The sequence below is a fragment of the Streptomyces sp. NPDC045967 genome, from assembly GCF_056430495.1.
Map to the genome: position 1 here is coordinate 294999 of NZ_JBWKLE010000004.1, position 26423 is coordinate 321421.

A 26423-nucleotide genomic window follows, 5' to 3' on the forward strand; every position below is an offset into this window, starting at 1 on the left:
GCCGGGAGGCTACCCGGTCCGTCCGGTCAGCGCGGCGGGCCCTCCAGGACCAGGCGGATCTCCGTCACCTCGTAGCCGGCCCGGTCGAAGGCGGCCGCCATCGGGAGGTTGACGGTGTCGGTGGTCGCGGTGACGCGCTCGGCGCCGGCCGCCGCGTGGAAGCGGGTGATCTCGGCCAGGATCTCGTCGATCAGCCCCCGGCCGCGCTGCTCCGGTACGACGCCCAGATAGCCCACGTTGCGGTGGTAGGGGGTCGCCGAGGGGATGGCGAGCCCGGCGAGGGTGCCGTCCGGGAGCTCGGCGAGGCGCCACCACGAGCGCTCCCCGGGGCAGTCGAGGTAGAACGCGACGTCCTCGCGGGCGAGCTGCGCGGCGTCCATCGATTGGAGTTCGGTCTGCGTGTGCAGGTCGAGGCTGCCGGCGGACACGCGGGCGAAGGCGTCCAGGAACTCCTCGTCGGTGCCGTCGCGGAAGACGAGCCGGCCGGTGGGAGCGGTGGTGCCGGCGGCGGGGGGCGCCTCCGTCCCCTGCTGCCGGGGGCGGGTCCATGCGTAGCGCAGCCGCTCGATCTCACGGGTGAGTCCGGCCCGGGAGGCGGCCGCCCGGCGCCAGGCGACCGCCGCCACCAGCTCCGGGTCGGCCCGCCAGTCACGGGGCAGCGACACGTTGTAGACGGGGAGGTTGCCGAAGGCGTCGTGCCCGGCCGCGAGGAGCCCGGCGGCCAGGGCGGCCGGGTCGGCCACCGAGGGCGCCACCTGGAGGCAGTCGAGCGCGACGGGCCGCTCGCTGTCGGCGCGGCCCCACCACAGGGCGCGGGCGAGGACCCGGCCGTGGTCGTCCTCGGCGAACCAGGTCCACGCGGGCCGGAACCGGTTCTCGGAGAGCTCCGCACGGATCCGGTCCGGGCTCAGGGCGGGGACGGGGCCGTCGGCCGGGCGGGCGAGGATCCGGTCCAGGTCGGAGGGGGCCGCGGTGGCCGGGCGGAAGCGCATCTGGCGATGATCACACGAACGGGCGGCGCGGACCAGGCAGTTGTCTCGAGGCCGAAGGCCGGCCCCCGCGTTCTCGGGGCCGGCCTTCGGGACGTGCGTCGTCTCCCGTCACGCCCAGGTGATCAGGCGGCGGGGGTGTTCCAGGACCGCCGCGATGTCGGCGAGGAACTTGGAGCCGAGCTCGCCGTCGATCAGGCGGTGGTCGAACGACAGCGCCAGCGTGGTCACCTGACGGGGCTTCACCTTGCCCTTGTGGACCCACGGCTGGAGCTTGATCGCACCGACCGCCAGGATCGCGGACTCGCCCGGGTTCAGGATCGGCGTACCGGTGTCGACGCCGAAGACGCCGACGTTGGTGATGGTGAGGGTGCCGTTCTGCATGTCCGCCGGGGAGGTCTTGCCCTCGCGGGCCGTGGCGACCAGCTCGGACAGGGCCGTCGACAGCTCGCCCAGCGACTTGGCGTGCGCGTCCTTGATGTTCGGGACGATCAGCCCGCGCGGGGTGGCCGCCGCGATGCCCAGGTTGACGTAGTGCTTGAGCACGATCTCCTGCGCCGCCTCGTCCCAGGACGCGTTGACGTCCGGATTGCGGCGGACGGCGATCAGCACGGCCTTGGCGATGAGGAGCAGCGGGTTGATCCGCAGGCCCGCGAGGTCCGGGTCCTCCTTGAGCTCCTGGACCAGCTTCATCGTGCGGGTCACGTCGAGCGTGATGAACTCCGTGACGTGCGGCGCGGTGAAGGCGGAGCCGACCATGGCCTGGGCGGTGACCTTGCGGACGCCCTTGACCGGGATCCGGGTCTCCCGGGCCGGGCCGGCGGCGGCCGGGGCCTCGGCCGGCGCGGCCGGAGCCCGCTCCGCCACCGGGGCCGGTGCGGCCTGCTGCGGGGCGATCGCCGCGGCGGCCGCCGCGTGGACGTCCTCCCGGGTCACGACCCCGCCGTCACCGGTGGGGACGACGGCGGCCAGGTCGATGCCGAGGTCCTTGGCGAGCTTGCGTACCGGCGGCTTGGCCAGCGGGCGCTCCCCGACCGCGTGGCCGGTGCCGTTGCCGTTCACGGCCGGGGCGGCCGGAGCCACCGGAACCGCCGGAGCCGGGGCGGCCGCAGCCACCGGGGCCGCAGCCGCGGCTGCCGCCGGAGCGGTGCCGTTCTGCGCGGGCGCGCCCGCCGGGGCCTTGCGCGGGCGGCGCTTGGTCGAGGCGGTGGAGACCCCGTAGCCCACCAGCACGGGCTGGCGCGCCGCGGGGGCCGCCTCCTCCGGCTCGGCGGCGGCCGGGGCCGCCTCCTGCACCGGGGCCTCGGCGGCCCCGCCGGAGCCGGTCTGCACCGAGATGATCACCTGGCCGACGTCGACCGTGGTGCCCTCCTCGAAGAGGAGCGCGTGCACGGTGCCGTCGAAGGGGATCGGCAGCTCGACGGCGGCCTTGGCCGTCTCGACCTCGCAGACGACCTGGCCGTCGGTGACGGTGTCACCCGGCTGGACGTACCACTTGAGGATCTCGGCCTCGGTGAGGCCCTCGCCCACGTCGGGCATCTTGAATTCGCGGATGGTCATGAACGTGGCTCCTCAGAACGCCAGCGAGCGGTCGACGGCGTCGAGCACCCTGTCCAGGCCCGGCAGGTACTCGTCCTCCAGGCGGGCCGGCGGATAGGGGGCGTGGAAGCCTCCCACGCGCAGGACCGGCGCCTCCAGGTGGTAGAAGCACCGCTCGGTGATGCGGGCGGCGATCTCCGAGCCCATGCCCAGGAACACCGGCGCCTCGTGGACGACGACCAGCCGGCGGGTCTTCTCCACCGACGCCTGGATCCCGTCGAAGTCGACCGGGGACATCGACCGCAGGTCGACGACCTCCACCGACTTGCCCTCCTCGGCGGCCGCGGCCGCCGCCTCCAGGCAGACCTTCACCATCGGGCCGTAGGCCGCCAGGGTGAGGTCGGAGCCCTCGCGGGCCACGCGCGCCTTGTGCAGCTCGCCGGGGATGGCCTCGGTGTCGACCTCGCCCTTGTCCCAGTAGCGGCGCTTCGGCTCGAAGAAGATCACCGGGTCGTCGCTGAGGATCGCCTGCTGGAGCATCCAGTAGGCATCGCTCGCGTTCGACGGGGAGACCACCTTCAGGCCCGGCACGTGCGCGAAGAGCGCCTCGGGGGACTCGCTGTGGTGCTCCACCGCGCCGATGCCGCCCGCGTACGGGATGCGCACGACCACCGGCATCTTGATCTTGCCCAGGGCGCGCGCGTGCATCTTCGCGAGCTGCGTGACGATCTGGTCGTACGCGGGGAAGACGAACCCGTCGAACTGGATCTCCACGACCGGGCGGTAGCCGCGCAGCGCGAGGCCGATCGCCGTGCCGACGATGCCCGACTCGGCGAGCGGGGTGTCGATGACCCGCTCCTCGCCGAAGTCCTTCTGCAGGCCGTCGGTGATCCGGAAGACACCGCCCAGCTTGCCGACGTCCTCGCCCATGATCAGGACCTTCGGGTCCGTGTCCAGGGCCTTGCGCAGCGACTCGTTGAGCGCCTTCGCGATCGACATCTTCTCGGTAGGCATGGTGGTCACTCCCCACCCTCGAAGGACGCGAGGTAGGCGGCGAACTGCGCGCGCTCCTCGTCGACGAGCGCGTGCCCGTCCGCGTAGACGTTCTCGAAGATCGCCATGGTGTCGGGGTCGGGCATTGCGCGCACGACCTCGCGCACGCGCTTGCCCAGCGCCTCGCTCTCCGCCTCGAGGCCCTCGAAGAAGGCCTCGTCGGCGCCGCCGGAGGCCAGCAGGTGGGCCTTCAGGCGCAGGATCGGGTCCTTGGCCTCCCAGGCCGCGGTCTCCTCGTCCCGGCGGTACTTCGTCGGGTCGTCGGAGGTGGTGTGCGCGCCCATCCGGTAGGTGAACGCCTCGACCAGGGTCGGGCCCTCTCCCCGGCGGGCCCGGTCCAGCGCCCAGCGGGTGACCGCGAGGCAGGCGAGGACGTCGTTGCCGTCGACGCGGACGCCGGGGAAGCCGAAGCCCTGGGCCCGCTGGTAGAGCGGCACGCGCATCTGGCGCTCGGTGGGCTCGGAGATCGCCCACTGGTTGTTCTGGCAGAAGAACACCACGGGCGAGTTGTAGACGGCGGAGAAGTTGAACGCCTCCATCACGTCGCCCTGGCTGGACGCGCCGTCGCCGAAGTAGGCGATGACCGCGGAGTCCGCGCCGTCCTTGGCCACACCCATCGCGTAACCGGTCGCGTGGAGCGTCTGCGAGCCGATGACGATCGTGTAGAGGTGGAAGTTGTTGGTGTTGGGGTCCCAGCCGCCGTGGTTCACACCGCGGAACATGCCGAGCAGGTTGGTCGGGTCGACCCCGCGGCACCAGGCCACTCCGTGCTCGCGGTAGGTCGGGAAGACGTAGTCCTCGTCGTTCAGGGCACGGCCGGAGCCGATCTGGGCGGCCTCCTGGCCGAGGAGCGAGGCCCACAGGCCCAGCTCGCCCTGGCGCTGCAGGGCGGTCGCCTCCCCGTCGAAGCGGCGCGTCATGACCATGTCGCGGTAGAGCCCGCGCAGGTCCTCGGCGGTGATGTCGGCGACGAAGGGGGCGAACTCGGCGTTCTCCGCGTTGTCGACCCGGTCCCCTTCGGGGGTCAGCAGCTGTACGAGCTGAGGTACGGCGTTCTGCGTCTGCGCGGTGGCAGCGGCGGGCTTGGCGGCACCGGCCGCACCTGCCGCCCGCTTGCTGCCGCTGCTGCGTCGCGGCTTGCGCGCGGCAGTGCTCTCCACGGTCACGTGTGCTCCTCCGTCGGTCCGGCACCCGGGTTCTCCGGGGTCCAGTGCGGCTCACCTGAACCTGTACCCGCGCACGGGGTGGGTGCGCGCTGTGTACGGGAATCCAGGCGTGACAGGTGCCCCGGCGAGTGCCCTGCGCAATGCACGTTACCCAGTGCGCCGCATATCTGCGAAACCCCGTTTGACCTGGGATTTTGCTTGGATTTCCAAGTAAATCCGGCGACGCGGGAACAATCACTGGTCACAGCCTTGCAGGGGCCGGGAACAACGGCACGTTATCCCGGGTAACTCCGGCAGGGAAGAGGTGAGTGTGTGAAACTGACTTCGTGCGCGAAGACGGAAAAATCAAGGTATTCCTCCTGGACGACCACGAAGTGGTACGCCGGGGTGTCCATGAGCTCTTGTCGGTCGAAGAGGACATCGAGATCGTCGGTGAAGCCGGCACCGCCGCCGACGCCCTCGTCCGCATCCCTGCCACCCGCCCCGACGTCGCCGTCCTCGACGTCCGCCTCCCGGACGGCAGCGGGGTGGAGGTGTGCCGCGAGGTGCGCTCGGGCAACGAGGACATCAAATGCCTCATGCTGACCTCGTTCGCCGACGACGAGGCGCTGTTCGACGCGATCATGGCCGGGGCCTCGGGTTACGTCCTGAAGGCGATCCGCGGCAATGAGCTGCTGAGCGCCGTACGGGACGTGGCGGCGGGCAAGTCGCTGCTGGACCCGGTGGCCACCGCACGGGTGCTGGAGCGGCTGCGCGACGGCAAGAACGGCAAGGGGGACGACCGCCTGTCGAACCTCACCGAGCAGGAGCGCAAGATCCTCGACCTGATCGGCGAGGGCCTGACCAACCGCGTCATCGGCGAGCGGCTGCACCTGGCCGAGAAGACGATCAAGAACTACGTGTCGAGCCTGCTCTCCAAACTGGGCATGGAGCGCCGCTCGCAGGCCGCCGCCTACGTGGCCCGCCTGCAGGCCGAGAAGCGCGGCTGACCTACGGCGGACGGGTCCCGTTCGGGACCAACGTCCCCGGCCGTCGGGCCACGAGCATGCGCGCCAACTTCCCTTCGGGTGAGCCGCGGCTGTGGTCCGTCCAGTTCACCGGAACCGCGCGGACCGTCGAGCCGACCACCCGCGAAGCGGAGCTTTTCGGGCCCGGGCCGCATGTCGCGGACGGAGCGGCCTTCGACCCGGTCTACCTGCGGATCGAACCGCAGTTCGTCACCGTGCACGCCCTGGCCGGGAATCCGGCCGGGGAATACCGGCACGCGCTCTGACGCGCGCGGCCGGCGGCCGGGCTCACTCCTCGGAGACCGGGCCGCCGCCGCCCGTCTCCACCGGCTTGGACGGCGTGGGCGACGAGGACTTCGACGGCGAGGCGGAGGAGCTCTTGGACGCCGAGGGGCTCGCCGACGCGGACGCCGAGGGGCTCGCCGACGCCGAGGGCGGCTGGCTGTAGGTCTGCGTCGGACGGCGGGTCTGGGTGTACGTGGGCTCGGTGGTGTACGAGGGGGTGTTCTCCGCGGTCTGCTGCGGCGGCGTGTTCTGCGGCGTGTTCTGCGGGCTCGGCTGGCCGGAGGAGCTCGTGACGGGCGCCGTCGGCGTCTTGTCGCGGCCGTTGTCGCCCACGCTCTTGACGGCGTACGCCACACCGCCGGCCACCGCGATGATCGCGAGCACCGCGAACAGCCACATCTTCCATCGGCTGCCGCCGCGGTCCTCGTAGCCGTCGTACCCGCCGCCGCGGCCGCCCTGCCCGTTGCCGCCGCCGCCCGGGAAGGCCGAGCCGTCGTCGGGGTTCAGCGGCGGCACCATCGCCTGCTGGAACTGGGAGGTCGAGGAGTGCGCGGAGTAGCCCTGCTGCCCGCCGTTGCCGCCCACGGGCATGGCCGTGGTGGCCGCCGCCCCGCCCGGCCCGTGCGGCAGCGCCATGGTGACCGGTCCGGTGTTCCAGGTGCCGGTGTTCGGCCCCTGGTCGTGCAGCATCTGCAGCGCGTACTGGACCAGCCCGCGCATCTCCTCCGCGCTCTGGAAGCGGTCGTCCGGGTCCTTGGCCAGCGACCGCATGACCAGGCCGTCGAGCTCCTGCGGAAGGTGGCGCCCCTCCGGCAGCTGCGAGGGCGGCACGGGCGCGTCCTGCACGTGCTGGTAGACCACCGACAGCGGGGTCTCCCCGGTGAACGGGGGCCGCAGCGCCAGAAGTTCGTAGAGCAGACAGCCGGTCGCGTACAGGTCGGAGCGGTGGTCCACGGCCTTGCCGAGGGCCTGCTCGGGCGACAGGTACTGCGGGGTGCCCATGACCATGCCGGTCTGGGTCATCGTCGACTGGACGCCGTGCAGCGCGCGGGCGATGCCGAAGTCCATCACCTTCACCGCACCGGTGTCCGTGATGATGACGTTCGCCGGTTTGATGTCGCGGTGCACGATTCCGTGCTGGTGCGAGTACGCGAGCGCCTCGAGCACGCCCGAGGTGATGATGAGCGCCTGCTCGGGGCCCGGCGCCTCGGCGCTGAGCAGCAGCTCGCGGATGGTGCGGCCCTCGACGAGCTCCATCACGATGTACGGGACGGTGGTCGGGCCGACCCGGTCCTCGCCCGAGTCGTACACGGCCACGACCGCGTGGTGGTTCAGCCCGGCGACGGACTGCGCCTCGCGCGTGAAGCGGGCCTTGGAGACCGGGTCTTCGGCGAGGTCGGCACGGAGCAGCTTGACCGCCACCGTGCGTCCCAGCCGCACGTCCTCGGCCGCGAACACCTCGGCCATGCCGCCGCGTCCGAGCCGGTGGGTCAGCCGGTAACGGCCGTCTCCCACCAGGCCGCCTGCGCCCCAGTGCTCAGGACCGTCGGCCATCCCGGCGCCGTTTCCCTCGGGTTCGGGTGCCATCAGTCCTCGCCGTCGTCTCTCTCGGCCGCCGCTCAGCGGTGTCCTTAGCCCTGGTGCTCCGATGAACGCTACAGCCTCGCAACCGGTCACCGTTCGGACAAGGTCGGGTGCGACCGTGTGGTCACGGAACGGGCACCTGGCTTGACGTGTGCTTGCCCTCCGGCAGACTGGGCGCGACATGCGCATAGCCAGTGGCGTGGGGACACATCCCGAGGGGAAGCAACAGTCATGAGCCAGGACGGCACTCAGGGCCAGTACGCGGGCGGCTCTCTGGCCGGTGGCCGTTACCAGCTAAGGGACTTGCTGGGTGCGGGCGGCATGGCCTCCGTGTACCTGGCGTACGACTCGGCGCTCGACCGGCAGGTCGCCATCAAGACGCTGCACAGCGACCTCGGCCGCGAGCAGTCCTTCCGCGAGCGATTCCGCCGTGAAGCCCAGGCTGTTGCCAAACTGTCGCACACGAACATCGTCTCGGTCTTCGATACGGGCGAGGGCGAGGTGACGTTCCCCGGCGGGGGCGACGGAACCGTCATGCCGTACATCGTGATGGAGTACGTCGAGGGCCGGCCGCTCGGCTCGGTGCTCGAGGCGGACATCCGCCAGTACGGTGCGATGCCGGCCGACAAGGCGCTGAAGGTGACGGCCGACGTGCTGGCCGCGCTGGAGACCAGCCACGAGATGGGGCTGGTGCACCGCGACATCAAGCCCGGCAACGTGATGATGACCAAGCGCGGCCTGGTCAAGGTGATGGACTTCGGCATCGCCCGGGCCATGCAGTCGGGGGTCACCTCGATGACGCAGACCGGCATGGTCGTCGGCACCCCGCAGTACCTGTCGCCCGAGCAGGCGCTGGGGCGCGGCGTCGACGCCCGCTCCGACCTGTACTCCGTCGGCATCATGCTGTTCCAGCTGCTGACCGGGCGGATCCCGTTCGACGCGGACTCGCCGCTGGCCATCGCCTACGCCCACGTGCAGGAGGAGCCGGTCGCCCCGTCCTCCATCAACCGGTCGGTGACCCCGGCCATGGACGCGCTGGTGGCGCGGGCCCTGAAGAAGAACCCGAACGAGCGCTTCCCCACGGCCGCGGCCATGGCCGACGAGGTGGCGCGCGTCCTGGGCTCCGGGCAGACCGGCGCCCCGGCCATCGTCCAGGGCGTCACGACGGGCGGCAGCGGCGCGGGCGTGGCCTCGGCCGTGTTCCCGCCGGTGGACTCCGGCTTCCAGGCACCGCCGCAGTCCGTGCAGCACCCGTACCAGGCGCCCCAGACGCCCGCACCGTCCCCGTACGCCCCGGTGCCCGGCCCGCAGTCGCACGCGCAGGGCGGCTACGCCTACCCGCACACGCCCCCGCCGCAGGGCCAGTACGCGGCGCCCACCCCGCCCCCCTACACGATCTCCCCGACGGGCGCGCCGAGCCCGGCCGGGGGTGGCGGCAAGCGGAACATGCCGGTGGTCGTGGGCGCGGTCGCCGTGGCCCTGCTGGCCGTCGGCGGGCTGATCACGGCGATCGCGATGAACGGCAACGACAAGGACAAGGGCGGCGACCAGGCGGGCCCGGGGGCCTCGACGGCGGCGACCGGCAGCGCCAAGGCCGGGTTCAAGGGCCCCGACCCCTCGCGCACGATCGACCCGAAGAAGTGCAAGGAGCCGACGAAGCACTACAGCGAGCCGGGCAAGTTCCAGGCGCCGGACCTGCGCTACAAGAACCTGCTCTCCGTGAAGGAGTGCATCCAGGCCTCGGGCGGCAAGTACAAGATCATCGAGAAGGACGAGGCCGTGTACGGCAAGGACATGGTGCTGGAGCAGAGCCCGCAGCCCGACGACAAGATCGACAAGGAGGGCACGGAGTACACGTTGACCGTGTCCACCGGCAACCCGGGCTGATCCCCGCCGCGGCCGGGCGGCCGCCACGACACACCGGCATTCCGGGGCCCCCGACAAGGGGTTCGGGATGCCGGTTTTGCCCCACTATGTAAGCCTGAGCGAGACATCCTGGCTCGGGACGGGAGGGGCACCCGGTGATCCAAGGCTTCCGTCCGCCGCAGTGGCTGGCCTGCGCCGCGCTGGCCGCCGCCGCGCTCGCCACGATCGCCCCCGCGCCCGCCCTGGCCCTGACTCCGGCCCCCGCACCGGCTCCCGGCGCCGCCGCTTCAGCGCCGCAATTCCGGGGCCCGCACCCGGCCGCGCCCGACGCCGCACCGCAGAGCCCGCGCGACGGACTGGCCGGCAGCGCCGCCGGTGCGGGGCGGCCGCGGCCCGGCAGGCCCGTCACCGCGCCCGTCAACCCGGAGATGCTCGTGGCCTCCCGGCCGCTGCCCGTACGACCGCGCCTGGAGCGCCCCGTGCGCCCCGTGCGCCCCGTGCGCCCCGTGCGTCCCGAGCACCCCCACCCCGAGCACCCCGGCCACCGCGAGCACCCCCGGCGCCCCCTGCTCCCCGAGCCGCCGCCGCGGGCCGAGCCGTCACCGTCCTCGATGGTCGGCGCCCTCGACACCGGGACCAACGACCGCGCGGCCGACCTGGCCGCCCACATACTGCCGCTCGGGACCGGGTTCGCCCTGATGGGCGTGGGCCTGGGCTACCTGGGCATGCGGCTGCGCAAGGGTCTGTAGGGACACCCGGCCCGCCCTCTCCACCCCGCCCCGTCCCCCTTGCGGCGTACGCCGGAAGACGGTTGCCGGGCCTGAACATACTCGGTATACATACTCGGTATGTCGATCCGTCACGGGCTTCTCGCCCTGCTGGAACGGGGTCCTCGGTACGGCTCGCAGCTGCGCACCGAGTTCGAATCCCGGACCGGCTCCACCTGGCCCCTCAACGTCGGGCAGGTGTACACCACCCTCGCCCGCCTGGAGCGCGACGGCCTGGTCGCCCCCGGCGGCGAGGACTCCGCCGGGCACACCCTCTACGCCATCACCGACGACGGCCGCGCCGAACTGCGCCAGTGGTACGAACGCCCCGTCGACCGGACCAACCCGCCGCGCGACGAGCTCTCCATCAAGCTCGCCATGGCCGTGGGCGCCCCCGGGGTGGACATCCGCGCCGTCATCCAGTCCCAGCGGCACGCCACGATCAAGGCGATGCAGGACTACACCCGGCTCAAGGCCACCGCGCTGGCCGCGGTGGAGAGCGGACGCTCCCACGAGCGCGACGACGTGGCCTGGCTCCTGGTCCTGGAACAGCTGATCTTCCAGACCGAGGCCGAGGCCCGCTGGCTCGACCACTGCGAGGCGCGGCTCGTCCGGCTCTCCCGGACGGCCGACGGGGGAGCCGCCGAGCCGCAGCCGCCCCAGGCCGCCGCGGGAGCCGAGGCTCCCGCCCCGACCACCACCGACCGGCCCCCCACCGCCCGCACGCGGCGGGGCTGACCCACCGTCCGGAGACCTCTCATGCCTGACCAGCGTCAGAACCAGCAGCCCGTACTCCAGTTGGACCAGCTCGTACGCACCCACGGCAGCGGCGCCACGGAGGTGCACGCCCTGCGGGGGATCAACCTCTCGGTCCATCCCGGTGAACTCGTCGCCGTCATGGGCCCGTCCGGCTCCGGCAAGTCCACGCTGCTCACCCTCGCGGGCGGCCTCGACACCCCGACCAGCGGCCGCGTGGTCGTCGAGGGCACCGACATCACCACGGCGAGCCGCAAGCAGTTGGCCGCGCTGCGCCGCCGCAGCATCGGCTACGTCTTCCAGGACTACAACCTCATACCCGCCCTCACCGCCGCCGAGAACGTGGCCCTGCCGCGCGAGCTGGACGGCGTCTCCGCCCGCAAGGCCCGGGTCTCCGCCCTCGCCGCGCTGGAGGAGATGGGTCTGGGGCAGCTCGCCGACCGCTTCCCCGACGAGATGTCCGGCGGCCAGCAGCAGCGCGTGGCCATCGCCCGCGCCCTGGTCGGCGACCGCCGCCTCGTCCTCGCCGACGAACCGACCGGCGCCCTCGACTCCGAGACCGGCGAGTCCGTGCTGTCCCTGCTGCGCTCCCGCTGCGACGCGGGTGCGGCCGGGGTCCTGGTCACGCACGAACCGCGGTTCGCCGCCTGGGCCGACCGCGTCGTCTTCCTGCGGGACGGCAGCGTGGTCGACGAGACCCTGCGCAGCCACGCCGACTCCCTGCTCTCCGGGCAGGCCGCACAGTGATCTCCTGGTACCACTCCTGGATCGCGGCCATCCGCATCGCCCGCCGCGACGCCTGGCGCGCCAAGGGCCGCAGCCTGCTCGTCCTCGCGATGATCGCCCTGCCGATCGTCGGGGTGAGCGCCGCGGACCTCACCGCGCGCAGCTCCGAACTCTCCACCGCCGAGGAACTCGAACGCCGGCTGGGCGCCGCGGACGCGGAGATCGCGCCCTCGGCGATGAACGCGCCGATCTACCAGAACCCGCGGGGCGACCACTACGCGCCGGTCGGCGGATACGACGGGTACGTCCCCGGCGACAAGGCCGACCGGGCCGACCCGCTGAAGGCCCTCCCGGCCGGGGTGAAGGTCGTCAAGGACTCCACCGGCCAGGCCAAGATCCGCACCACCCACGGGCTGCTCACCACCAACCTGCGCGAGCTGGACACGGCCGATCCGCTCGTGCGGGGCCGGTTCACCCTCGACCGCGGCCGACTGCCCCGCGGGGCGGGCGAGATCATCGCCACCACCGCCTTCCTCGAGCAGTCCGGCTTCTTCGTCGGCTCCACCGTCACCCCGCGCGGCACCGACCTGTCCTACCGGATCGTGGGCGCCTACGAACTGCCCAGCTCCCTGGGGACGGTCGAGGTCATCGGGCTCCCGGAGTCCCTGCTCACGCCCGTGGACAAGGCCCTGCGCGCCGCCGACGTGCCCGGGGTGGCGGCCGACACCGCGTACCTCGTCGAGGTGGGCGGCGAAGGTTTCACGTGGAACATGGTCAAGGAGGCCAACGCCAAGGGCCTGCTGGTCATCTCCCGGACCACGGCCCTGAACCCGCCCGCCGACTCCGAGGTGCCGCTGTACGCGCAGGAGGGCAAGGACCCGTACGGCATGGACGGCGGTGCGGGCCCCGCCGAAATGGCCGTCCTGGCCACCGTCGTGGGCCTCGCCATGCTGGAGATCTGCCTGCTCGCCGGCCCCGCCTTCGCGGTCGGCGCCCGGCGCTCGCGCCGCCAGCTCGGACTGGTCGGCGCCAACGGAGGCGACCGGCGGCACATCCGGGCCATCGTGCTCTCCGGCGGCCTGGTCATCGGCGCCGCGGCCGCTGTCACCGGCACGGTCATCGGCATCGCCCTCACCCTCGCCGTACGCCCGCTCCTGGAGGAGTACATGGGGCTGCGCTGGGGCGGGTTCGAGGTCCGGCCGGCCGAACTGCTGGCCATCGCCCTGCTCGCGGTGGTGACCGGGCTGCTGGCCGCCGTCGCCCCCGCGGTCACCGCGTCCCGGCAGACCGTGCTGGCCTCGCTCACCGGGCGCCGCGGCGTGCGCCGGGCCAACCGGGTGCTGCCCGTCATCGGCCTGATCGCCGTCGCGGCCGGCGCCACCATCGCCCTGTACGGGGCCGTGTCCGACATGGGCAGCCTGGTCGTCGCCGGCGGCAGCGCCCTCGCCGAGCTCGGCGTCGTCGCCCTCACCCCGGTCCTGGTCGGCCTGTTCGGCCGGCTGGGCCGCTGGCTGCCGCTGTCGCCGCGGCTCGCGCTGCGCGACTCCGTGCGCAACCGGGGCCGTACGGCGCCCGCCGTCGCGGCCGTCCTGGCCGCCGTGGCCGGGACGGTGGCGGTGGCCACCTACCAGAACAGCCGGGACCTGCAGAGCCGGCACGAGTACGTCGCCGAGCTGCCGGGCCACCACGGTCTGATCACCCTCTCCGACAACAGCGCCCACCGGGAAGTGCCTGCCGTGCGCGAGGCCCTGTCCAAGGAGTTCTCGCTGTCCGTCCGGGCGGACGTGGAGCGCGTCGTCGTCGGCCGGACCGGCTGCGATGCGCACTCCTCCGAAACGGGTTGCGGGCGCGCCGAGCTGGTCCAGCCCAAGGAGCAGCGCTGCCCGCTCTACGACCCCGCGAACCGGGCGACGGAGTTCACCGACGCGCAGCGCAAGGAGCTGCGCAAGGACTGGCGCTGCCAGTTCTCCGCACACGACGCGGTGAACTCGGTGGTCGTCGCCGACGAGAAGCTCCTGACCGCGCTGGCGGTGACCGATCCGGGGGCCGTCGCCGCGCTGAAGGCGGGCAAACCCGTCTCCTTCTCGAAGCAGAACGTGAAGGACGGCAAGGCCACCCTGCGGATCATCACCGACAACACGGCGGCCGACGCCGCCAGCGCCAAGGGCGAGGAGGAGCCGGGCGAGGACAAGGTGCTCGCCGTCTACCAGGCCCCCGACGACGTCAAGGGCTGGGGCGTCGAGCTCCTGCTGCCGCCGGCGGCGGCCAAGGCCGCGGGGCTGACCACCGCCCCCTTCGGCTCGTACTTCGCGCTGGACGGCCTGCCGACCAGCCAGCAGCGCCAGGCGCTGGACGGGCTCTTCGACACGATGGGCGTGGACACCGAACTGAAGATCGAGCAGGGCTACCAGGGCGACAACTCGGTGATGATGCTCGCCCTGGCCGTCTTCGCGGGCCTGGTCACCATCGGGGCCGCCGGCATCGCCACCGGGCTGGCCCAGGCCGACGCCGAGGCCGACCTCAAGACGCTGGCCGCGGTCGGCGCCGCCCCGCGCGTACGGCGCACCCTCAGCGGCTTTCAGTGCGGGGTGGTCGCCCTGATGGGCGTCGTCCTGGGCTCGGCGGCGGGCATCCTGCCCGCGGTCGGGCTCCGGCTCACCGAGGCCCACGAGATGCGCAAGCGCCTGGAGGACGGGTACACGGCCGCGCTGGGGTCCGCGAGCAAGGAGGTCTACGTACCGATCGCCGTGCCGTGGCAGACCCTCGGCCTGCTGCTGATCGCGGTCCCGCTGGGCGCCGCGCTGCTGGCGGCCCTGGTCACCCGCTCGAGCGGGGCGCTGGCGCGGCGCGCCGCCGGATAACCGGTCGCACACCGCCGGACGCCGGTCACACCACCGGACAGCCCGTCGCGCGCACGGCAACACCGTGCCTCCGTACAGGGTGGATCACGCCTGTACGGGGGCACACCGTGGGAGTACGGAGGTGTGCGAGACAATGACGGCATGGAGATGCCGAGGAGTGAACGGTCGCAGGACAGTCCCCCGAACGTCCTCATCGTGGGACAGGACGGGATGGCGGTCGGCGGCGCCGATGACGAGTCGCGCGAGGTCCCGGTGACGGAGATGGTCGAACAGCCCGCCAAGGTCATGCGCATCGGCAGCATGATCAAGCAACTCCTGGAAGAGGTACGCGCCGCGCCTCTCGACGAGGCGAGCCGGGTCCGGCTCAAGGACATCCATGCCGCCTCGGTGAAGGAGCTGGAGGACGGCCTGGCCCCGGAGCTCGTGGAGGAACTGGAGCGCCTGTCCTTGCCGTTCACCGAGGAGGCCATCCCCTCCGAGGCGGAACTGCGCATCGCGCAGGCGCAGTTGGTGGGCTGGCTGGAAGGGCTCTTCCACGGCATCCAGACGGCCCTGTTCGCCCAGCAGATGGCGGCCCGGGCCCAGCTCGAGCAGATGCGCCGCGCCCTCCCGCCGGGCGCCTCCCCCGCCGACGACGACGATGACGGCCACCACGGACCGGTCCGCTCCGGCCCCTACCTCTAGTACCAGCGCCCCGCGGGGCCGGTCCGCCTTCCCGGGGACCGGCCCCGCGGGGCGTTTGCGGCACTTGAACCGCACCGCAACCGCACCGCAACCGCCGGTCGTGGGCGAACCGCAGGTGGAGGGGGCTCCCCGGCAGGGGCCGGGCCGACGCATACTCAGGGGCATGAGCTACGACGCCATCGTCCTGGCCGGCGGCGGCGCGCAGCGCCTCGGCGGGGCGGACAAGCCCGCCCTGAGCGTCGGCGGGCGCCCCCTGCTCGACCGCGTCCTCGACGCGTGTGCGGACGCCGCCACCACCATCGTGGTCGGCGGCCGCCGGCCCACGGCCCGGCCGGTGCGCTGGACCAGGGAGGATCCTCCCGGCGGGGGGCCGGTGGCCGCGCTGGACGCCGGACTGCGGCAGACCACCGCCGAGCTGGTCCTGGTGCTCTCCGCCGACCTGCCCTTCCTGGACCGCGGGACGGTCCGTGCCCTGCTGGCCGCGCCCGGCGGGTGCGAGGGCGCCCTGCTGCGCGACCCGGACGGCCGTGACCAGCCGCTCATCGCCGCCTACCGCGGCGAGCCGCTGCGCCGCGAGCTGGCCCTGCTCGCCTGCGAACACGGCACGCTGGGCGGGCTCCCGCTGCGCGCGCTCACCGCCGAACTGGACCTCACCCGTGTCGCGGCGCCACCGTTCGCCTCCTTCGACTGCGACACCTGGGACGATCTCGCCGCCGCGCGCGCCAGGATCAGGGAGCATGGAACCGTGCTGGACCAATGGATCACCGCCGTCAAGACCGAGCTCGGCATCGACCTCCCCGTCGACGTCAAGGCCCTGCTCGACCTCGCCCGTGACGCCGCCCACGGCGTCGACCGGCCCGCCGCCCCGCTGACCACCTTCCTGGTCGGCTACGCGGCGGCGCGGGCCGAGGCCGCCGGGGCCGACCCCGCCCGGGCCGTCGCCGACGCCTCCCGCAAGGCGGCCGCCCTGGCGCTGCGCTGGGCCGCCGAGGCGGAAGCCACCGGGGCGACGCCCGTCGACTCCCCCGACGCCACCCGAGAGAACGGCTCCGGATGACCCCCGCGACCCCCGCCGAACAGGCCCTCGACGAGGCCCTGGCCCTGGTCAGCCGCCCCCCGCAGGGCGGCGGCGAAGCCGACCGCGCAGCCGGCGGCCCAGCCGGCGCCGGCCATCGCGCCTGCGCCTGGTCGCGGGCCCGGGAGGCGGCCGCCCGCGCGGGCGGCGCCAGGGGCACCCGCACCCGGACCCACCGGGTTAAGCTCGCGCACGCCCTCGGCGAGGTCCTGACCGCACCCCTGGACGCCCTGACCGACCTGCCGTCCTTCGACACCTCCGCCATGGACGGCTGGGCCGTCGCAGGCCCCGGTCCCTGGAACGTCCGCCCCGGCGCGGGGGTGCTCGCCGGCTCGGAGCTGCCCGCGCCGCTCGCGGACGGCGAGGCCGTACGGATCGCCACCGGCGCCCGGATCCCCGCCGACACCACCGCCGTCGTGCGCAGCGAGCACTGCCGCGAGAGCGGCAGCCAGCTCTTCGCCGACCGGCCCGTCCTCACCGGCCAGGACATCCGTCCGCGCGGCCAGGAGTGCCGCTCCGGTGACCTGCTGCTGCCCGCCGGATCCCTGGTCACCCCCGCCGTGCTGGGCCTGGCCGCGGCCGCCGGGTACGACGAGCTGACCACCCGGCCCCGGCCCCGCGTCGAGATCCTGGTGCTCGGCGACGAGCTCCTCACCGAGGGCCTCCCGCAGGACGGGCTGATCCGCGACGCGCTGAGCCCGATGCTCGGCCCCTGGCTCACCCGCCTGGGCGCCGAGGTGATCGGAACCCGGCGGCTCGGCGACGACCCCGCCGGGGCCGAAGCCCTGTTCGAGGCCGTCACCACCTCGGCGGCCGATGTCGTCGTCACCACCGGCGGCACCGCCTCCGGGCCGGTCGACCACGTCCACCCCGTCCTGCGGCGGGCGGAAGCCGCCCTCCTGGTCGACGGCGTGGCGGTACGCCCCGGCCACCCGATGCTGCTGGCGAGGATCGGCGACCCGGGCGAGGGGCGGCACCTGGTCGGGCTGCCCGGGAACCCGCTCGCCGCCGTCTCCGGGCTGCTGACGCTGGCCGAACCGCTGCTGCGCGCCCTCGCCGGCCGCCGGCCGCGCCCCCGCTACACGGCCACGGTGCAGGGCGACGTACCCGGCCACCCGCACGACACCCGGCTGGTTCCGGTCCTGCTGAGCGGCGAGCACGCGCGGCCGCTGCGCTACAACGGACCCGCGATGCTGCGCGGCGTGGCCGCCGCCGATGCGCTGGCCGTCGTACCGCCGAACGGGGCGCGGGCCGGCCAGGAACTGGAAATCCTCGATCTGCCTTGGGCGTCGGGAGGATGTTTCACGTGAAACTCCACGCCCGCGACGCCATGGCCCGGGGCGCCGACGAGAAGCTCGTCTCCCGGCGCATCAAGCTCCCCCGGCGGATCGTCGAGAAGCCGCTGCAGCAGGTCGCCAAACGCCTGCTGATGGCCCTGTTCGTGCTGTTCCTGACGGTCCTGATCGTCTACCTCGACCGCTCGGGCTACCACGACAACGCCAACGAATCGGTCGATTTCCTCGACTGCGTCTACTACGCGACGGTCACGCTGTCGACGACCGGCTACGGCGACATCGTCCCCCACAGCGACAGCGCACGGCTGATCAACGTCCTGCTGATCACCCCGCTGCGGGTCCTGTTCCTGATCATCCTGGTCGGCACCACCCTGGAGGTGCTCACCGAGCGCACCAGGGAAGAGTGGCGGCTGAGTCGCTGGAGGAAGAACTTGCGCGAGCACACGGTCGTCGTCGGCTTCGGCACCAAGGGCCGTTCGGCGCTGCAAACCCTGCTGGCCACCGGACTGTCCCCGGACCAGGTCGTCATCGTCGACCCGAGCGCCAAGGTGATCGACACGGCCAACGCGGAGGGCTTCACCGGGGTCGTCGGCGACGCCACCCGCTCCGACGTCCTGCTGCGGGCCGAGGTGCAGAAGGCCCGGCGCATCATCATCGCGACGCAGCGCGACGACACGGCGGTCCTGGTCACCCTGACGGCACGGCAGCTCAACCGGGGCGCGAAGATCGTCGCGGCGGTGCGCGAGGAGGAGAACGCCCCGTTGCTGCGCCAGTCGGGTGCGGACGCCGTCATCACGAGCGCGAGCGCGGCGGGCCGGCTGCTCGGCCTGTCGGTCCTCAGCCCCAGCGCGGGTACCGTGATGGAGGACCTGATCCAGCAGGGCAGCGGCCTCGACATGATCGAACGGCCCGCCAACCGGTCCGAGGTCGGCAAATCGGTGCGCGAGACGGACGACCTGGTGGTGAGCGTGCTGCGGGGGCACCGGCTGCTGCCCTACCACGATCCGCACGCCAGCCCGATCCAGCTGACGGACCGCCTCATCACCATCGTCCGCGCGGCGCCGCCGAGCGCGCCGCCGGTGACGCTGCCGTCCGCCGAGTAGATCGCGTAGCCTCCGGGCCATGCATGCGATCACGATCGAGCAGCCGGGGGGTCCCGAGGCCCTCGTGTGGACCGACGTACCCGATCCGGTGATGGGCGAGGGCGAGGTCCTCGTCGAGGTCGCGGCGAGCGCCGTGAACCGGGCCGACGTCCTGCAGCGCCAGGGGTTCTACGATCCGCCGCCCGGCGCCTCGCGCCATCCCGGCCTGGAGTGCTCCGGACGGATCTCCGCGGTGGGCCCGGGGGTGTCGGGCTGGTCGGTGGGCGACGAGGTGTGCGCGCTGCTCGCCGGCGGCGGGTACGCGCAGCGGGTGGCCGTGCCGGCGGGGCAGCTGCTGCCCGTCCCCACGGGTGTGGACCTGGTGACGGCGGCCGCGCTGCCGGAGGTCGTCGCGACGGTGTGGTCCAACGTGTTCATGGTGGCGGGCCTGCGGCCCGGCGAGACCCTGCTGGTGCACGGCGGGGCCAGCGGCATCGGGACGATGGCCGTCCAGCTGGCGAAGGCGGTCGGCGCGAGGGTCGCGGTGACGGCCGGGGGGCCGCAGAAGCTGGCCCGCTGCGAGGAGCTGGGCGCCGACATCCTGATCGACTACCGCGAGCAGGACTTCGTGTCCGAGGTGCGGGCGGCGACGGGCGGGGCCGGGGCGGATGTGATCCTCGACATCATGGGCGCCAAGTACCTGTCGCGGAACGTGGACGCCCTCGCCGTGAACGGCCGGCTGGCGGTCATCGGACTGCAGGGCGGGGTGAAGGCCGAACTGAACCTGGGCGCACTGCTGTCCAAGCGGGCGGCGATCACCGCCACGTCGCTGCGGGCGCGCCCGCTGGAGGAGAAGGCCGCGATCATCGCGGCGGTCCGGGAGCACGTCTGGCCGCTGGTGGCGGCCGGCCGCGTACGCCCGGTCGTCCATGCCACCTTCCCGATGGCGCAAGCCGCCGAGGCCCACCGGGTGCTGGAATCAGGCAGCCACGTGGGCAAACTCCTCCTCACCGCCTGACACCCCGCCCCTGGACCCCCTCCACCACCACACCGCGGGGCCCGGGGCGGGTCTTGCGGGCGGAGGGGGGAGGAGGACGGGGAGCGGCTTCGCGCAGTGGGGCGCCGCCGGGGCCCGGCTTCCCGCACCGGGCCCCGGCCGCACCGCTACAGGCTGCGCAGCAGGACCGCCGGGGATTCCACGCAGTCGGCGACGTAGCGCAGGAAGCCGCCCGCCGTGCCGCCGTCGCAGACCCGGTGGTCGAACGTCAGCGACAACTGGACGACCTGGCGGACCGCCAGCTCGCCCCGGTGAACCCACGGCTTCGGCATGATCCGGCCCACCCCGAGCATCGCCGCCTCCGGGTGGTTGATGATCGGCGTGGAGCCGTCGACCCCGAACACCCCGTAGTTGTTCAGGGTGAAGGTCCCGCCCGTCAGGTCCGCCGGGGCCAGCTTCCCGGCCCGCGCCAGCTCCGTGAGCCGGGCGAACTCCGCCGACAGCGACTCCGGGTTGCGGCTCTGCGCGTCCCGGACCACCGGGACCATCAGGCCCCGCTCGGTCTGCGCGGCGAAGCCCAGGTGCACGGCCGGGAGCCGGACGATCTCGCCCGCCGCCAGGTCCACCGTGGAGTTGAGCTCCGGGTAGCGGGCCAGCGCGGCCGTGCAGATCCGTGCCAGCAGCGCGAGCACCGAGATCTTGGGCCCGCCCACCGCGTTCATCGCCGCCCGGGCCGCCATCAGCTCGGTGGCGTCCGCGTCGACCCAGCAGGTCGCGTCCGGGATCTCCCGCCGGCTGCGCGACAGCTTCTCCGCGACCGCGCCCCGAACCCCCTTGAGGGGGATCCGCTCGCCCTGCGGAGCGGGACCGCTCGGCGCCGCCGCAGCCGCCCGAGCCGGCTCCGGCGCCTGCGGCGCGGCCAGCGCCGCCTCGACGTCCGCCCGCAGGATCAGCCCCTCCGGGCCCGACCCGCGCAGCGCCCGCAGGTCCACGCCGTTGTCCTTGGCCAGCTTCCGCACCAGCGGCGAGATCACCGCGACGGGCCCGGCGGCCGCGGCGGGGACGACCGGCGCCGCGACCTCGGCGGTGACGGGTCGCACCCGTCGCCGACGCGCCGGGCGCGAGTGGTCCGTGCCGTAGCCGATCAGCGGCCGGGGCACGGCGCCGGACCCGTCGGCCTCCGCCGCGGGAGCCTGCGCCTGAGCCTGCGCGGGCGGCAGCGACTGCGCACCCACCGCCACGGTGATCAGCGGCGCCCCGACGGGCAGCTCCTGCCCCTCCTCGCCGAAGCGGGCGGTGACCACACCCCCGTACGGGCAGGGCACCTCCACCATCGCCTTGGCCGTCTCGACCTCGACGACCGGCTGGTCGACGGTGACGACATCGCCCACCGCGACCAGCCACCGCACGATCTCGGCCTCGGTCAGACCCTCGCCGAGGTCGGGCAGCTTGAACTCCATGACCTGCGGCATCAGTTCTCCCACTGCAGGCGTGCGACGGCGTCGAGGATCCGGTCCACGCCGGGCAGGTGGTGCTTCTCCAGCATCGGCGGCGGGTAGGGGATGTCGAAGCCCGTCACGCGCAGCACCGGCGCCTCCAGGTGGTGGAAGCAGCGCTCCGTCACCCGGGCGGCGATCTCCGCGCCCGGTCCGCCGAAGCCGGCGGCCTCGTGGACGACCACCGCGCGCCCCGTCCGGCGCACGGACGCCACCACCGTGTCCTCGTCGAAGGGCACCAGCGAGCGCAGGTCGACGACCTCCAGCTCCCAGCCCTCCTCGCGGGCCGCCTCGGCCGCCTCCAGGCAGACCGGCAGCGAGGGCCCGTACGTGATCAGCGTCGCGCTCGTGCCCGCCCGGCGCACCAGGGCCTTGCCGATCCCCGGCACCGCCGCCGGAGCCTGCGGCGACCAGTCGGCCTTCGACCAGTAGAGCCGCTTGGGCTCCAGGAAGACCACCGGGTCGTCGCTGGCGATGGAGGCACGCAGCAGCCCGTAGGCGTCCTCGACCGTGGCCGGGGTCACCACGTGCAGGCCGGGCGTGGCCACGTAGTACGCCTCGGAGGAGTCGCAGTGGTGCTCGACCCCGCCGATCCCGCCGCCGTACGGCACCCGGATGGTGATCGGCAGCGGCATCGCGCCCCGCGTGCGGTTGCGCATCTTGGCCACGTGCGAGAGCAGCTGCTCGAAGGCCGGGTAGGCGAAGGCGTCGAACTGCATCTCCACGACGGGCCTTAGCCCGTACATGGCCATGCCGACCGCCGCGCCCAGGATCCCGGCCTCCGCGAGCGGCGTGTCCGTGCAGCGGTCCTCGCCGAACTCCTTCGCGAGCCCGTCGGTGATCCGGAAGACCCCGCCGAGCGTTCCGACGTCCTCGCCCATGACGTGGACCGTCGGGTCCTCGGCCATCGCGTCGCGCATGGCGCGCGTCAGGGCCTGCGCCATCGTCGCGGGCTTGGCCCCCCGCTTCGCCGCCACCGTGGTCATGCGTCTCCCTCCGCGTCCAGCTCGGCACGCAGCAGGGCCGCCTGTTCGCGCAGCAGGCCGGTCTGCTCCGCGTAGACGTGGGCGAAGAGGTCCATCGGGTCCAGCACCGGGTCGGCGTTCATCCCCTCGCGCAGCGCGGCGGCCATCGCCTCGGCCGCGTCGCGGGCCTCCTGGATGCCGCTCTCGTCGAGGATGCCGCGCGAGGTCAGCTCGCGCTCCAGCAGCTCGACCGGATCGTGCGCCTTCCATGCCTCGACCTCGGCGTCGCCCCGGTAGCGGGTGGCGTCGTCGGCGTTCGTGTGGGCCTCCATCCGGTAGGTGACGGCCTCGATCAGGGTCGGGCCGCCCCCGGCGCGGGCCCGCCGGACGGCCTCGGTGAGGACCTCGTGCATGGCGGCCACGTCATTGCCGTCGACCAGCCGGCCCGGCATCCCGTAGCCCACGGCCTTGTGGGCCAGCGTCGGGGCGGCGGTCTGCTTGGCGAGCGGGACGGAGATCGCGAAGCCGTTGTTCTGCACCAGGAAGACCACCGGCGCCTGCCAGACGGCGGCGAAATTCAGGGCTTCGTGGAAGTCGCCCTCGCTGGTGCCGCCGTCGCCGACCATGGCCAGGGCCACGACGTCGTCACCGCGCAGCCGGGCCGCGTGGGCCAGGCCCACCGCGTGCGGCAGCTGGGTGGCGAGGGGGGTGCTCAGGGGAGCTATCCGGTGCTCGCGGGGGTCGTAGCCGGTGTGCCAGTCACCGCGCAGCAGGGTCAGTGCCTGGACCGGGTCCAGCCCGCGGGCCACGGCCGCGAGGGTGTCGCGGTAGCTGGGGAAGAGCCAGTCCTGCTCCTCGAGGACGAGCGCGGCCGCGATCTCGCTCGCCTCCTGCCCGACGGTCGACGGGTAGACCGCGAGCCGCCCCTGCTTGGTCAGCGCGGTGGCCTGCGCGTTGTAGCGGCGGCCGCGCACCAGCTCCGCGTAGCAGCGCCGCATCAGCGCGGGGTCGAGCCGGTCCGCCGCCGGGGTGCCGAGCACCCGGTAGGGCTCGGCGTCCGGCAGCAGCGGAGCGGCGTCCGTACGGGGCCTCCAGGCGGGCGGCGGGGTGGGTCGGTGGGACGCACCGGCACCGGGCAGCTCTTGGACCGTCATGGCGGCGTACACCTCCTCGTGGGAAGTCGATGGAACGCTCTGGGCACCCCGGCGGTGGCCGGGGAGTGTGAGGGGCCTCACCTACCGATTGTTCGGTTGCCCGCGCAATTTGGCTACAGGCGGGTCCAGGCTGTGGACAAACTGGCGCCGGGGCCCTGGGATGGATGCAGGACGTCCAGGAGAGGGAGGCATCGGGCAATGCCGGATGAACAAATGGCCGCGGCGGGCTCCGCCCCGGTCCCGCCGGGGGGCGCCACCGGGCAGGTCGGTCCGGCGGCACCGGCACCTGCCGTCCCGCCCCGGCCCCTGGACCCGATCGACCGGTCGATCGTGCGGCTGCTCCAGGCGGACGGCCGCGCGTCCATACGGTCGGTCGCCGAGCAGGTCCACGTCTCCCGCGCCAACGCCTACGCCCGCATCAACCGGCTGATCGACGACGGGGTGATCCGGGGGTTCACGGCCCGCGTCAACCACGAGCGGGCCGGCCAGGGCGCCTCCGCCTACATCACGCTGAAGATCGTCCAGAACTCCTGGCGGACGGTCCGCGAGAAGCTCCGCGAGCTGCCCGGGGCCGCACACATCGCCCTGGTCAGCGGGGATTTCGACGTCCTGCTGCTGGTGCACACCCCGGACAACCGCACCTTGCGCGAGCTGGTCCTCACCCGCCTGCAGTCCATCCCGGAGGTGCTCTCCACCCGGACCCTGCTGGTGTTCGAGGAAACGGATCTGCTGGACCGGCAAGCGGCCCCCTCCGCCCTTCCCGCGCTCACCGAGGACTAGCCCGGACGGATGAACCCGCGCCGACCGGACGGGTCGCTCGGGAGCGGGAGCCCCGGTCTGCGGGTCAGCGGGTCAGCGGACCGTCCGCAGCCCGTCCAAGGCCATGTGGACCACCGCGTCGGCGAGCTGGTCCGGCCCGGTGCCGGGATGCGGCCGGTACCACTCGACCAGGGAGTTCACCATGCCGAACAGCAGGCGGGTGGCGAGCCGGATGTCCACGTCCGCCCGCAGGTCCCCGTCGGCGGCGGCCGCCTTGAGGAGGTCCGCCACCTGGTGGTCGAACTCGCGGCGGCGCTCCAGGGCCCAGCGCTCGGTCCTGGTGTTGCCCCGCACGCGCAGCAGCAGGGTCACGTAGGGCAGTTCGCCGACGAGCACCTCCACCGTGCGGCGCGTGACGTACTCGACGCGTTCGACCGCCCGCCCCCGGACCGCGCCGGGCTCCTCCAGGACGGCGAAGAGCCCGTCGAGGGCGCGGCTCACGGCCCGGCGCAGCAGCTCCTCCTTGCCCGTCACGTGGTGGTAGATCGAGGACTTCGAGATGCCCGCGGCCTTGGAGAGGTGCTCCATCGAGGTGCCGTCGTAGCCGCGCTCGTTGAAGACCTGGACGGCGACGGAGAGCAGTGTCTCGGGGGTGTAGGTGTCCCGCTTCGCCGTCGTCACGCGCTCTCCCCCGTCCCGTCGTCGTCCCCCGCCGCGTAGCCCAGCCGGAACAGCGCCAGCGACGGCGCGTACCGGCCGCCCGGACAGCGCTCGTCGAGGTGGTGCAGCAGGTCATAGGCCCAGTCGCGGCCCAGCCGCTCGTGCCACTGCGTCGGTCCGAGCGGGTAGTTGACGCCGAGCCGCATCGCGGTGTCGATGTCCTCGGCGGTGGCCACCCCGCGGGCGACGGCGTCGGCCGTGAGGTCGATCAGCATGGCGACCGTCCGGGCGACGATCATGCCGGGGACGTCGCCGATGACGGAGACCTTCTTGCCCAGCTTCTGGAACAGGCCGACGGCCTCGGCGAGGGTCCGCTCGCTCGTGTCCTCGCTGGCGGAGAGCGCGATCCGGGTCGCTCCGCGGTAGTCGAGCGCGAGGTCGAAGTAGACGACGTCGGCGAACTCGACGGAGGTCTTGCCGTCCGCGAGCACCAGCTGGCCCTCGCCCGGCAGCTGGATGTACGGCCCCCCGTGCTCGGTGGCGGTGACCGCGATCCCGGCCTCCTCCAGCAGCCCGGCCAGCTCGGCCGCGGGCCCGAGGTCGCCGACCACGGTGACCTCGGCCGGGGCCTCCTCGGGGGCGGCGGTGTGCGGCTCCGGCAGGGTGGCGTCCGGCCCGTACGGGAACCAGCCGTGCCCCGATTTGCGGCCGAGGCGGCCCGACTGGACCAGCCGGCGCTGCGCGAGGGAGGGGGTGAACTTGGGACTGCGGAAGAAGGACTCCCACACCGAGCGGGTGACTGCCTCGTTGACGTCCTGGCCGATCAGGTCGGTCAGCTGGAACGGGCCCATCTTGAACCCGCCGCTCTCGCGCAGCACGGCGTCGACGGTGGCGGGGTCGGCGCCCTGCTCCTCGTACACCGCGAAGGCCTCGGCGTAGAAGGGACGGGCGATCCGGTTGACGATGAAGCCGGGGGTGTCGGCGCAGCGGACCGGCGTCTTCCCCCAGCCGAGGACGGTGCGGTACGCCCGCTCGGCGGCGGCCGGGTCGGTCGCGGAACCGCTGACGACCTCGACGAGCGGGAGCAGCGGGGCCGGGTTGAAGAAGTGCAGGCCGAGGAAGCGGCCGGGGTGCGCGAGGCCGGCGGCGAGCTCGGTGACGGAGAGGGAGGAGGTGTTGGTGGCCAGCAGTGCCTCCGGCGGGACCACCTCTTCGAGTGCGGCGAAGAGGGACTGCTTGACGGTGACGTTCTCGACCACGGCCTCGATGACCAGGGCGGTCCCGGCGAGGTCCGCGAGGGCGCCCGCCGCGGTGATCCGGCCGATCGCGTCCTCGGCCTCCGCGCGGTCCAGGCGGCCCTTCGCGGCCATCCGCTCGACGCGGTCCTGCACGATGCCGACGCCGTCGGCGGCGAGGGCGGCGTCGATGTCGTAGATCATCACGCGGTGACCTGCGAGAAGGGCGACCTGGGCGATCCCCTGGCCCATGGTGCCCGCGCCGACGACCGCCACGGTGCGGGACCGTTCGATTGCTGTCATGTCCTGATCCTCCCGCACGGACTTGTCCACAGGCCCGCCGGGCCCTCTTGTCCCGACCGATCGTTCGGTTACTCTAACTCCAGTCTGCTCTCCTTCGCCCGGCTCAACGAGGAGTTGGT

General features: G+C 73.3%; 23 protein-coding genes. 13 read left to right on the forward strand and 10 right to left on the reverse strand.

Features of this window, described 5'->3' with window-relative positions:
* Positions 1–26: 26 nt before the first annotated feature.
* From AC07FY_RS11370 to pdhA (AC07FY_RS11385), 4 genes are all read right to left on the reverse strand, one after another.
* Positions 27–992 carry a GNAT family N-acetyltransferase gene (locus AC07FY_RS11370; protein WP_479003892.1) on the reverse strand — a complete coding sequence of 322 codons (966 nt, stop codon included), beginning with the start codon at positions 990–992 and terminating at the stop codon, positions 27–29.
* Between the two features lie 108 nt (positions 993–1100).
* Positions 1101–2549, reverse strand: a complete 1449-nt coding sequence (locus tag AC07FY_RS11375) for a dihydrolipoamide acetyltransferase family protein (RefSeq protein ID WP_479003895.1) — start codon at positions 2547–2549, stop codon at positions 1101–1103.
* 12 nt (positions 2550–2561) lie between these two features.
* A complete protein-coding gene (locus tag AC07FY_RS11380; RefSeq protein WP_479003898.1) occupies positions 2562–3542 on the reverse strand; it encodes an alpha-ketoacid dehydrogenase subunit beta in 981 nt (326 codons plus the stop codon).
* Positions 3543–3547: 5 nt separating this feature from the next.
* On the reverse strand, positions 3548–4747 hold the full coding sequence (gene pdhA / locus AC07FY_RS11385; RefSeq protein WP_479003901.1) for a pyruvate dehydrogenase (acetyl-transferring) E1 component subunit alpha: 1200 nt from the start codon (positions 4745–4747) through the stop codon (positions 3548–3550).
* 326 nt (positions 4748–5073) lie between these two features.
* On the opposite strand from pdhA (AC07FY_RS11385), the gene AC07FY_RS11390 reads away from it, so the two are divergent.
* A complete protein-coding gene (locus tag AC07FY_RS11390; RefSeq protein WP_479003904.1) occupies positions 5074–5736 on the forward strand; it encodes a response regulator in 663 nt (220 codons plus the stop codon).
* A gap of 56 nt (positions 5737–5792) precedes the next feature.
* Positions 5793–6020: a hypothetical protein gene (locus tag AC07FY_RS11395; protein ID WP_479003907.1), complete on the forward strand. Its 228-nt coding sequence runs from the start codon at positions 5793–5795 to the stop codon at positions 6018–6020.
* A gap of 22 nt (positions 6021–6042) precedes the next feature.
* On the opposite strand, the gene AC07FY_RS11400 is transcribed toward AC07FY_RS11395, so the two are convergent.
* Positions 6043–7626: a protein kinase domain-containing protein gene (locus AC07FY_RS11400; protein WP_479003909.1), complete on the reverse strand. Its 1584-nt coding sequence runs from the start codon at positions 7624–7626 to the stop codon at positions 6043–6045.
* Between the two features lie 228 nt (positions 7627–7854).
* On the opposite strand from AC07FY_RS11400, the gene AC07FY_RS11405 reads away from it, so the two are divergent.
* The 10 genes from AC07FY_RS11405 to AC07FY_RS11450 all read left to right on the forward strand — a co-directional run bounded on the left by AC07FY_RS11405 (position 7855) and on the right by AC07FY_RS11450 (position 19753).
* Positions 7855–9510, forward strand: a complete 1656-nt coding sequence (locus AC07FY_RS11405) for a Stk1 family PASTA domain-containing Ser/Thr kinase (protein WP_479003912.1) — start codon at positions 7855–7857, stop codon at positions 9508–9510.
* A 134-nt stretch (positions 9511–9644) separates the two neighbouring features.
* A complete protein-coding gene (locus AC07FY_RS11410; RefSeq protein WP_479003915.1) occupies positions 9645–10238 on the forward strand; it encodes a hypothetical protein in 594 nt (197 codons plus the stop codon).
* 99 nt (positions 10239–10337) lie between these two features.
* Positions 10338–10994 (forward strand): PadR family transcriptional regulator, encoded by a 657-nt coding sequence (locus tag AC07FY_RS11415; protein ID WP_479003918.1) that lies wholly within the window; start codon positions 10338–10340, stop codon positions 10992–10994.
* 21 nt (positions 10995–11015) lie between these two features.
* A complete protein-coding gene (locus tag AC07FY_RS11420; RefSeq protein WP_479003921.1) occupies positions 11016–11759 on the forward strand; it encodes an ABC transporter ATP-binding protein in 744 nt (247 codons plus the stop codon).
* Positions 11756–14599 carry an FtsX-like permease family protein gene (locus AC07FY_RS11425; protein WP_479003924.1) on the forward strand — a complete coding sequence of 948 codons (2844 nt, stop codon included), beginning with the start codon at positions 11756–11758 and terminating at the stop codon, positions 14597–14599. The genes AC07FY_RS11420 and AC07FY_RS11425 overlap by 4 nt, the downstream gene beginning before the upstream one ends.
* A gap of 141 nt (positions 14600–14740) precedes the next feature.
* On the forward strand, positions 14741–15283 hold the full coding sequence (locus AC07FY_RS11430) for a bacterial proteasome activator family protein (protein WP_479003927.1): 543 nt from the start codon (positions 14741–14743) through the stop codon (positions 15281–15283).
* Positions 15284–15446: 163 nt separating this feature from the next.
* Positions 15447–16340, forward strand: coding sequence for an NTP transferase domain-containing protein (locus AC07FY_RS11435; protein WP_479003930.1), 894 nt, complete (start codon positions 15447–15449; stop codon positions 16338–16340).
* A complete protein-coding gene (locus tag AC07FY_RS11440) occupies positions 16337–17668 on the forward strand; it encodes a molybdopterin molybdotransferase MoeA (RefSeq protein ID WP_479003933.1) in 1332 nt (443 codons plus the stop codon). Before AC07FY_RS11435 ends, AC07FY_RS11440 begins: the two co-directional genes overlap by 4 nt.
* Positions 17656–18756: a potassium channel family protein gene (locus tag AC07FY_RS11445; RefSeq protein ID WP_479003935.1), complete on the forward strand. Its 1101-nt coding sequence runs from the start codon at positions 17656–17658 to the stop codon at positions 18754–18756. Before AC07FY_RS11440 ends, AC07FY_RS11445 begins: the two co-directional genes overlap by 13 nt.
* 19 nt (positions 18757–18775) lie before the next feature.
* Entirely contained in the window at positions 18776–19753 is a 978-nt protein-coding gene (locus AC07FY_RS11450; RefSeq protein WP_479003938.1) for an NAD(P)H-quinone oxidoreductase, read from the forward strand.
* A gap of 146 nt (positions 19754–19899) precedes the next feature.
* On the opposite strand, the gene AC07FY_RS11455 is transcribed toward AC07FY_RS11450, so the two are convergent.
* Genes AC07FY_RS11455 through pdhA (AC07FY_RS11465) form a run of 3 tightly spaced genes read right to left on the reverse strand, consistent with a single transcriptional unit; the run spans position 19900 to position 23347 of the window.
* Positions 19900–21204 carry a dihydrolipoamide acetyltransferase family protein gene (locus AC07FY_RS11455; RefSeq protein ID WP_479003941.1) on the reverse strand — a complete coding sequence of 435 codons (1305 nt, stop codon included), beginning with the start codon at positions 21202–21204 and terminating at the stop codon, positions 19900–19902.
* Positions 21204–22214: an alpha-ketoacid dehydrogenase subunit beta gene (locus AC07FY_RS11460; protein WP_479003944.1), complete on the reverse strand. Its 1011-nt coding sequence runs from the start codon at positions 22212–22214 to the stop codon at positions 21204–21206. The genes AC07FY_RS11455 and AC07FY_RS11460 overlap by 1 nt, the downstream gene beginning before the upstream one ends.
* Positions 22211–23347, reverse strand: a complete 1137-nt coding sequence (gene pdhA / locus AC07FY_RS11465; protein ID WP_479003947.1) for a pyruvate dehydrogenase (acetyl-transferring) E1 component subunit alpha — start codon at positions 23345–23347, stop codon at positions 22211–22213. The genes AC07FY_RS11460 and pdhA (AC07FY_RS11465) overlap by 4 nt, the downstream gene beginning before the upstream one ends.
* A 198-nt stretch (positions 23348–23545) precedes the next feature.
* On the opposite strand from pdhA (AC07FY_RS11465), the gene AC07FY_RS11470 reads away from it, so the two are divergent.
* On the forward strand, positions 23546–24127 hold the full coding sequence (locus AC07FY_RS11470; RefSeq protein WP_479003950.1) for an Lrp/AsnC family transcriptional regulator: 582 nt from the start codon (positions 23546–23548) through the stop codon (positions 24125–24127).
* Between the two features lie 72 nt (positions 24128–24199).
* Here the strand turns inward: AC07FY_RS11470 and AC07FY_RS11475 are convergent, their stop codons facing one another.
* Both AC07FY_RS11475 and AC07FY_RS11480 read right to left on the reverse strand, forming a co-directional pair.
* On the reverse strand, positions 24200–24787 hold the full coding sequence (locus tag AC07FY_RS11475; protein WP_362295340.1) for a TetR/AcrR family transcriptional regulator: 588 nt from the start codon (positions 24785–24787) through the stop codon (positions 24200–24202).
* Entirely contained in the window at positions 24784–26304 is a 1521-nt protein-coding gene (locus tag AC07FY_RS11480) for a 3-hydroxyacyl-CoA dehydrogenase (protein ID WP_479003954.1), read from the reverse strand. Before AC07FY_RS11480 ends, AC07FY_RS11475 begins: the two co-directional genes overlap by 4 nt.
* Between the last annotated feature and the right edge of the window lie 119 nt (positions 26305–26423).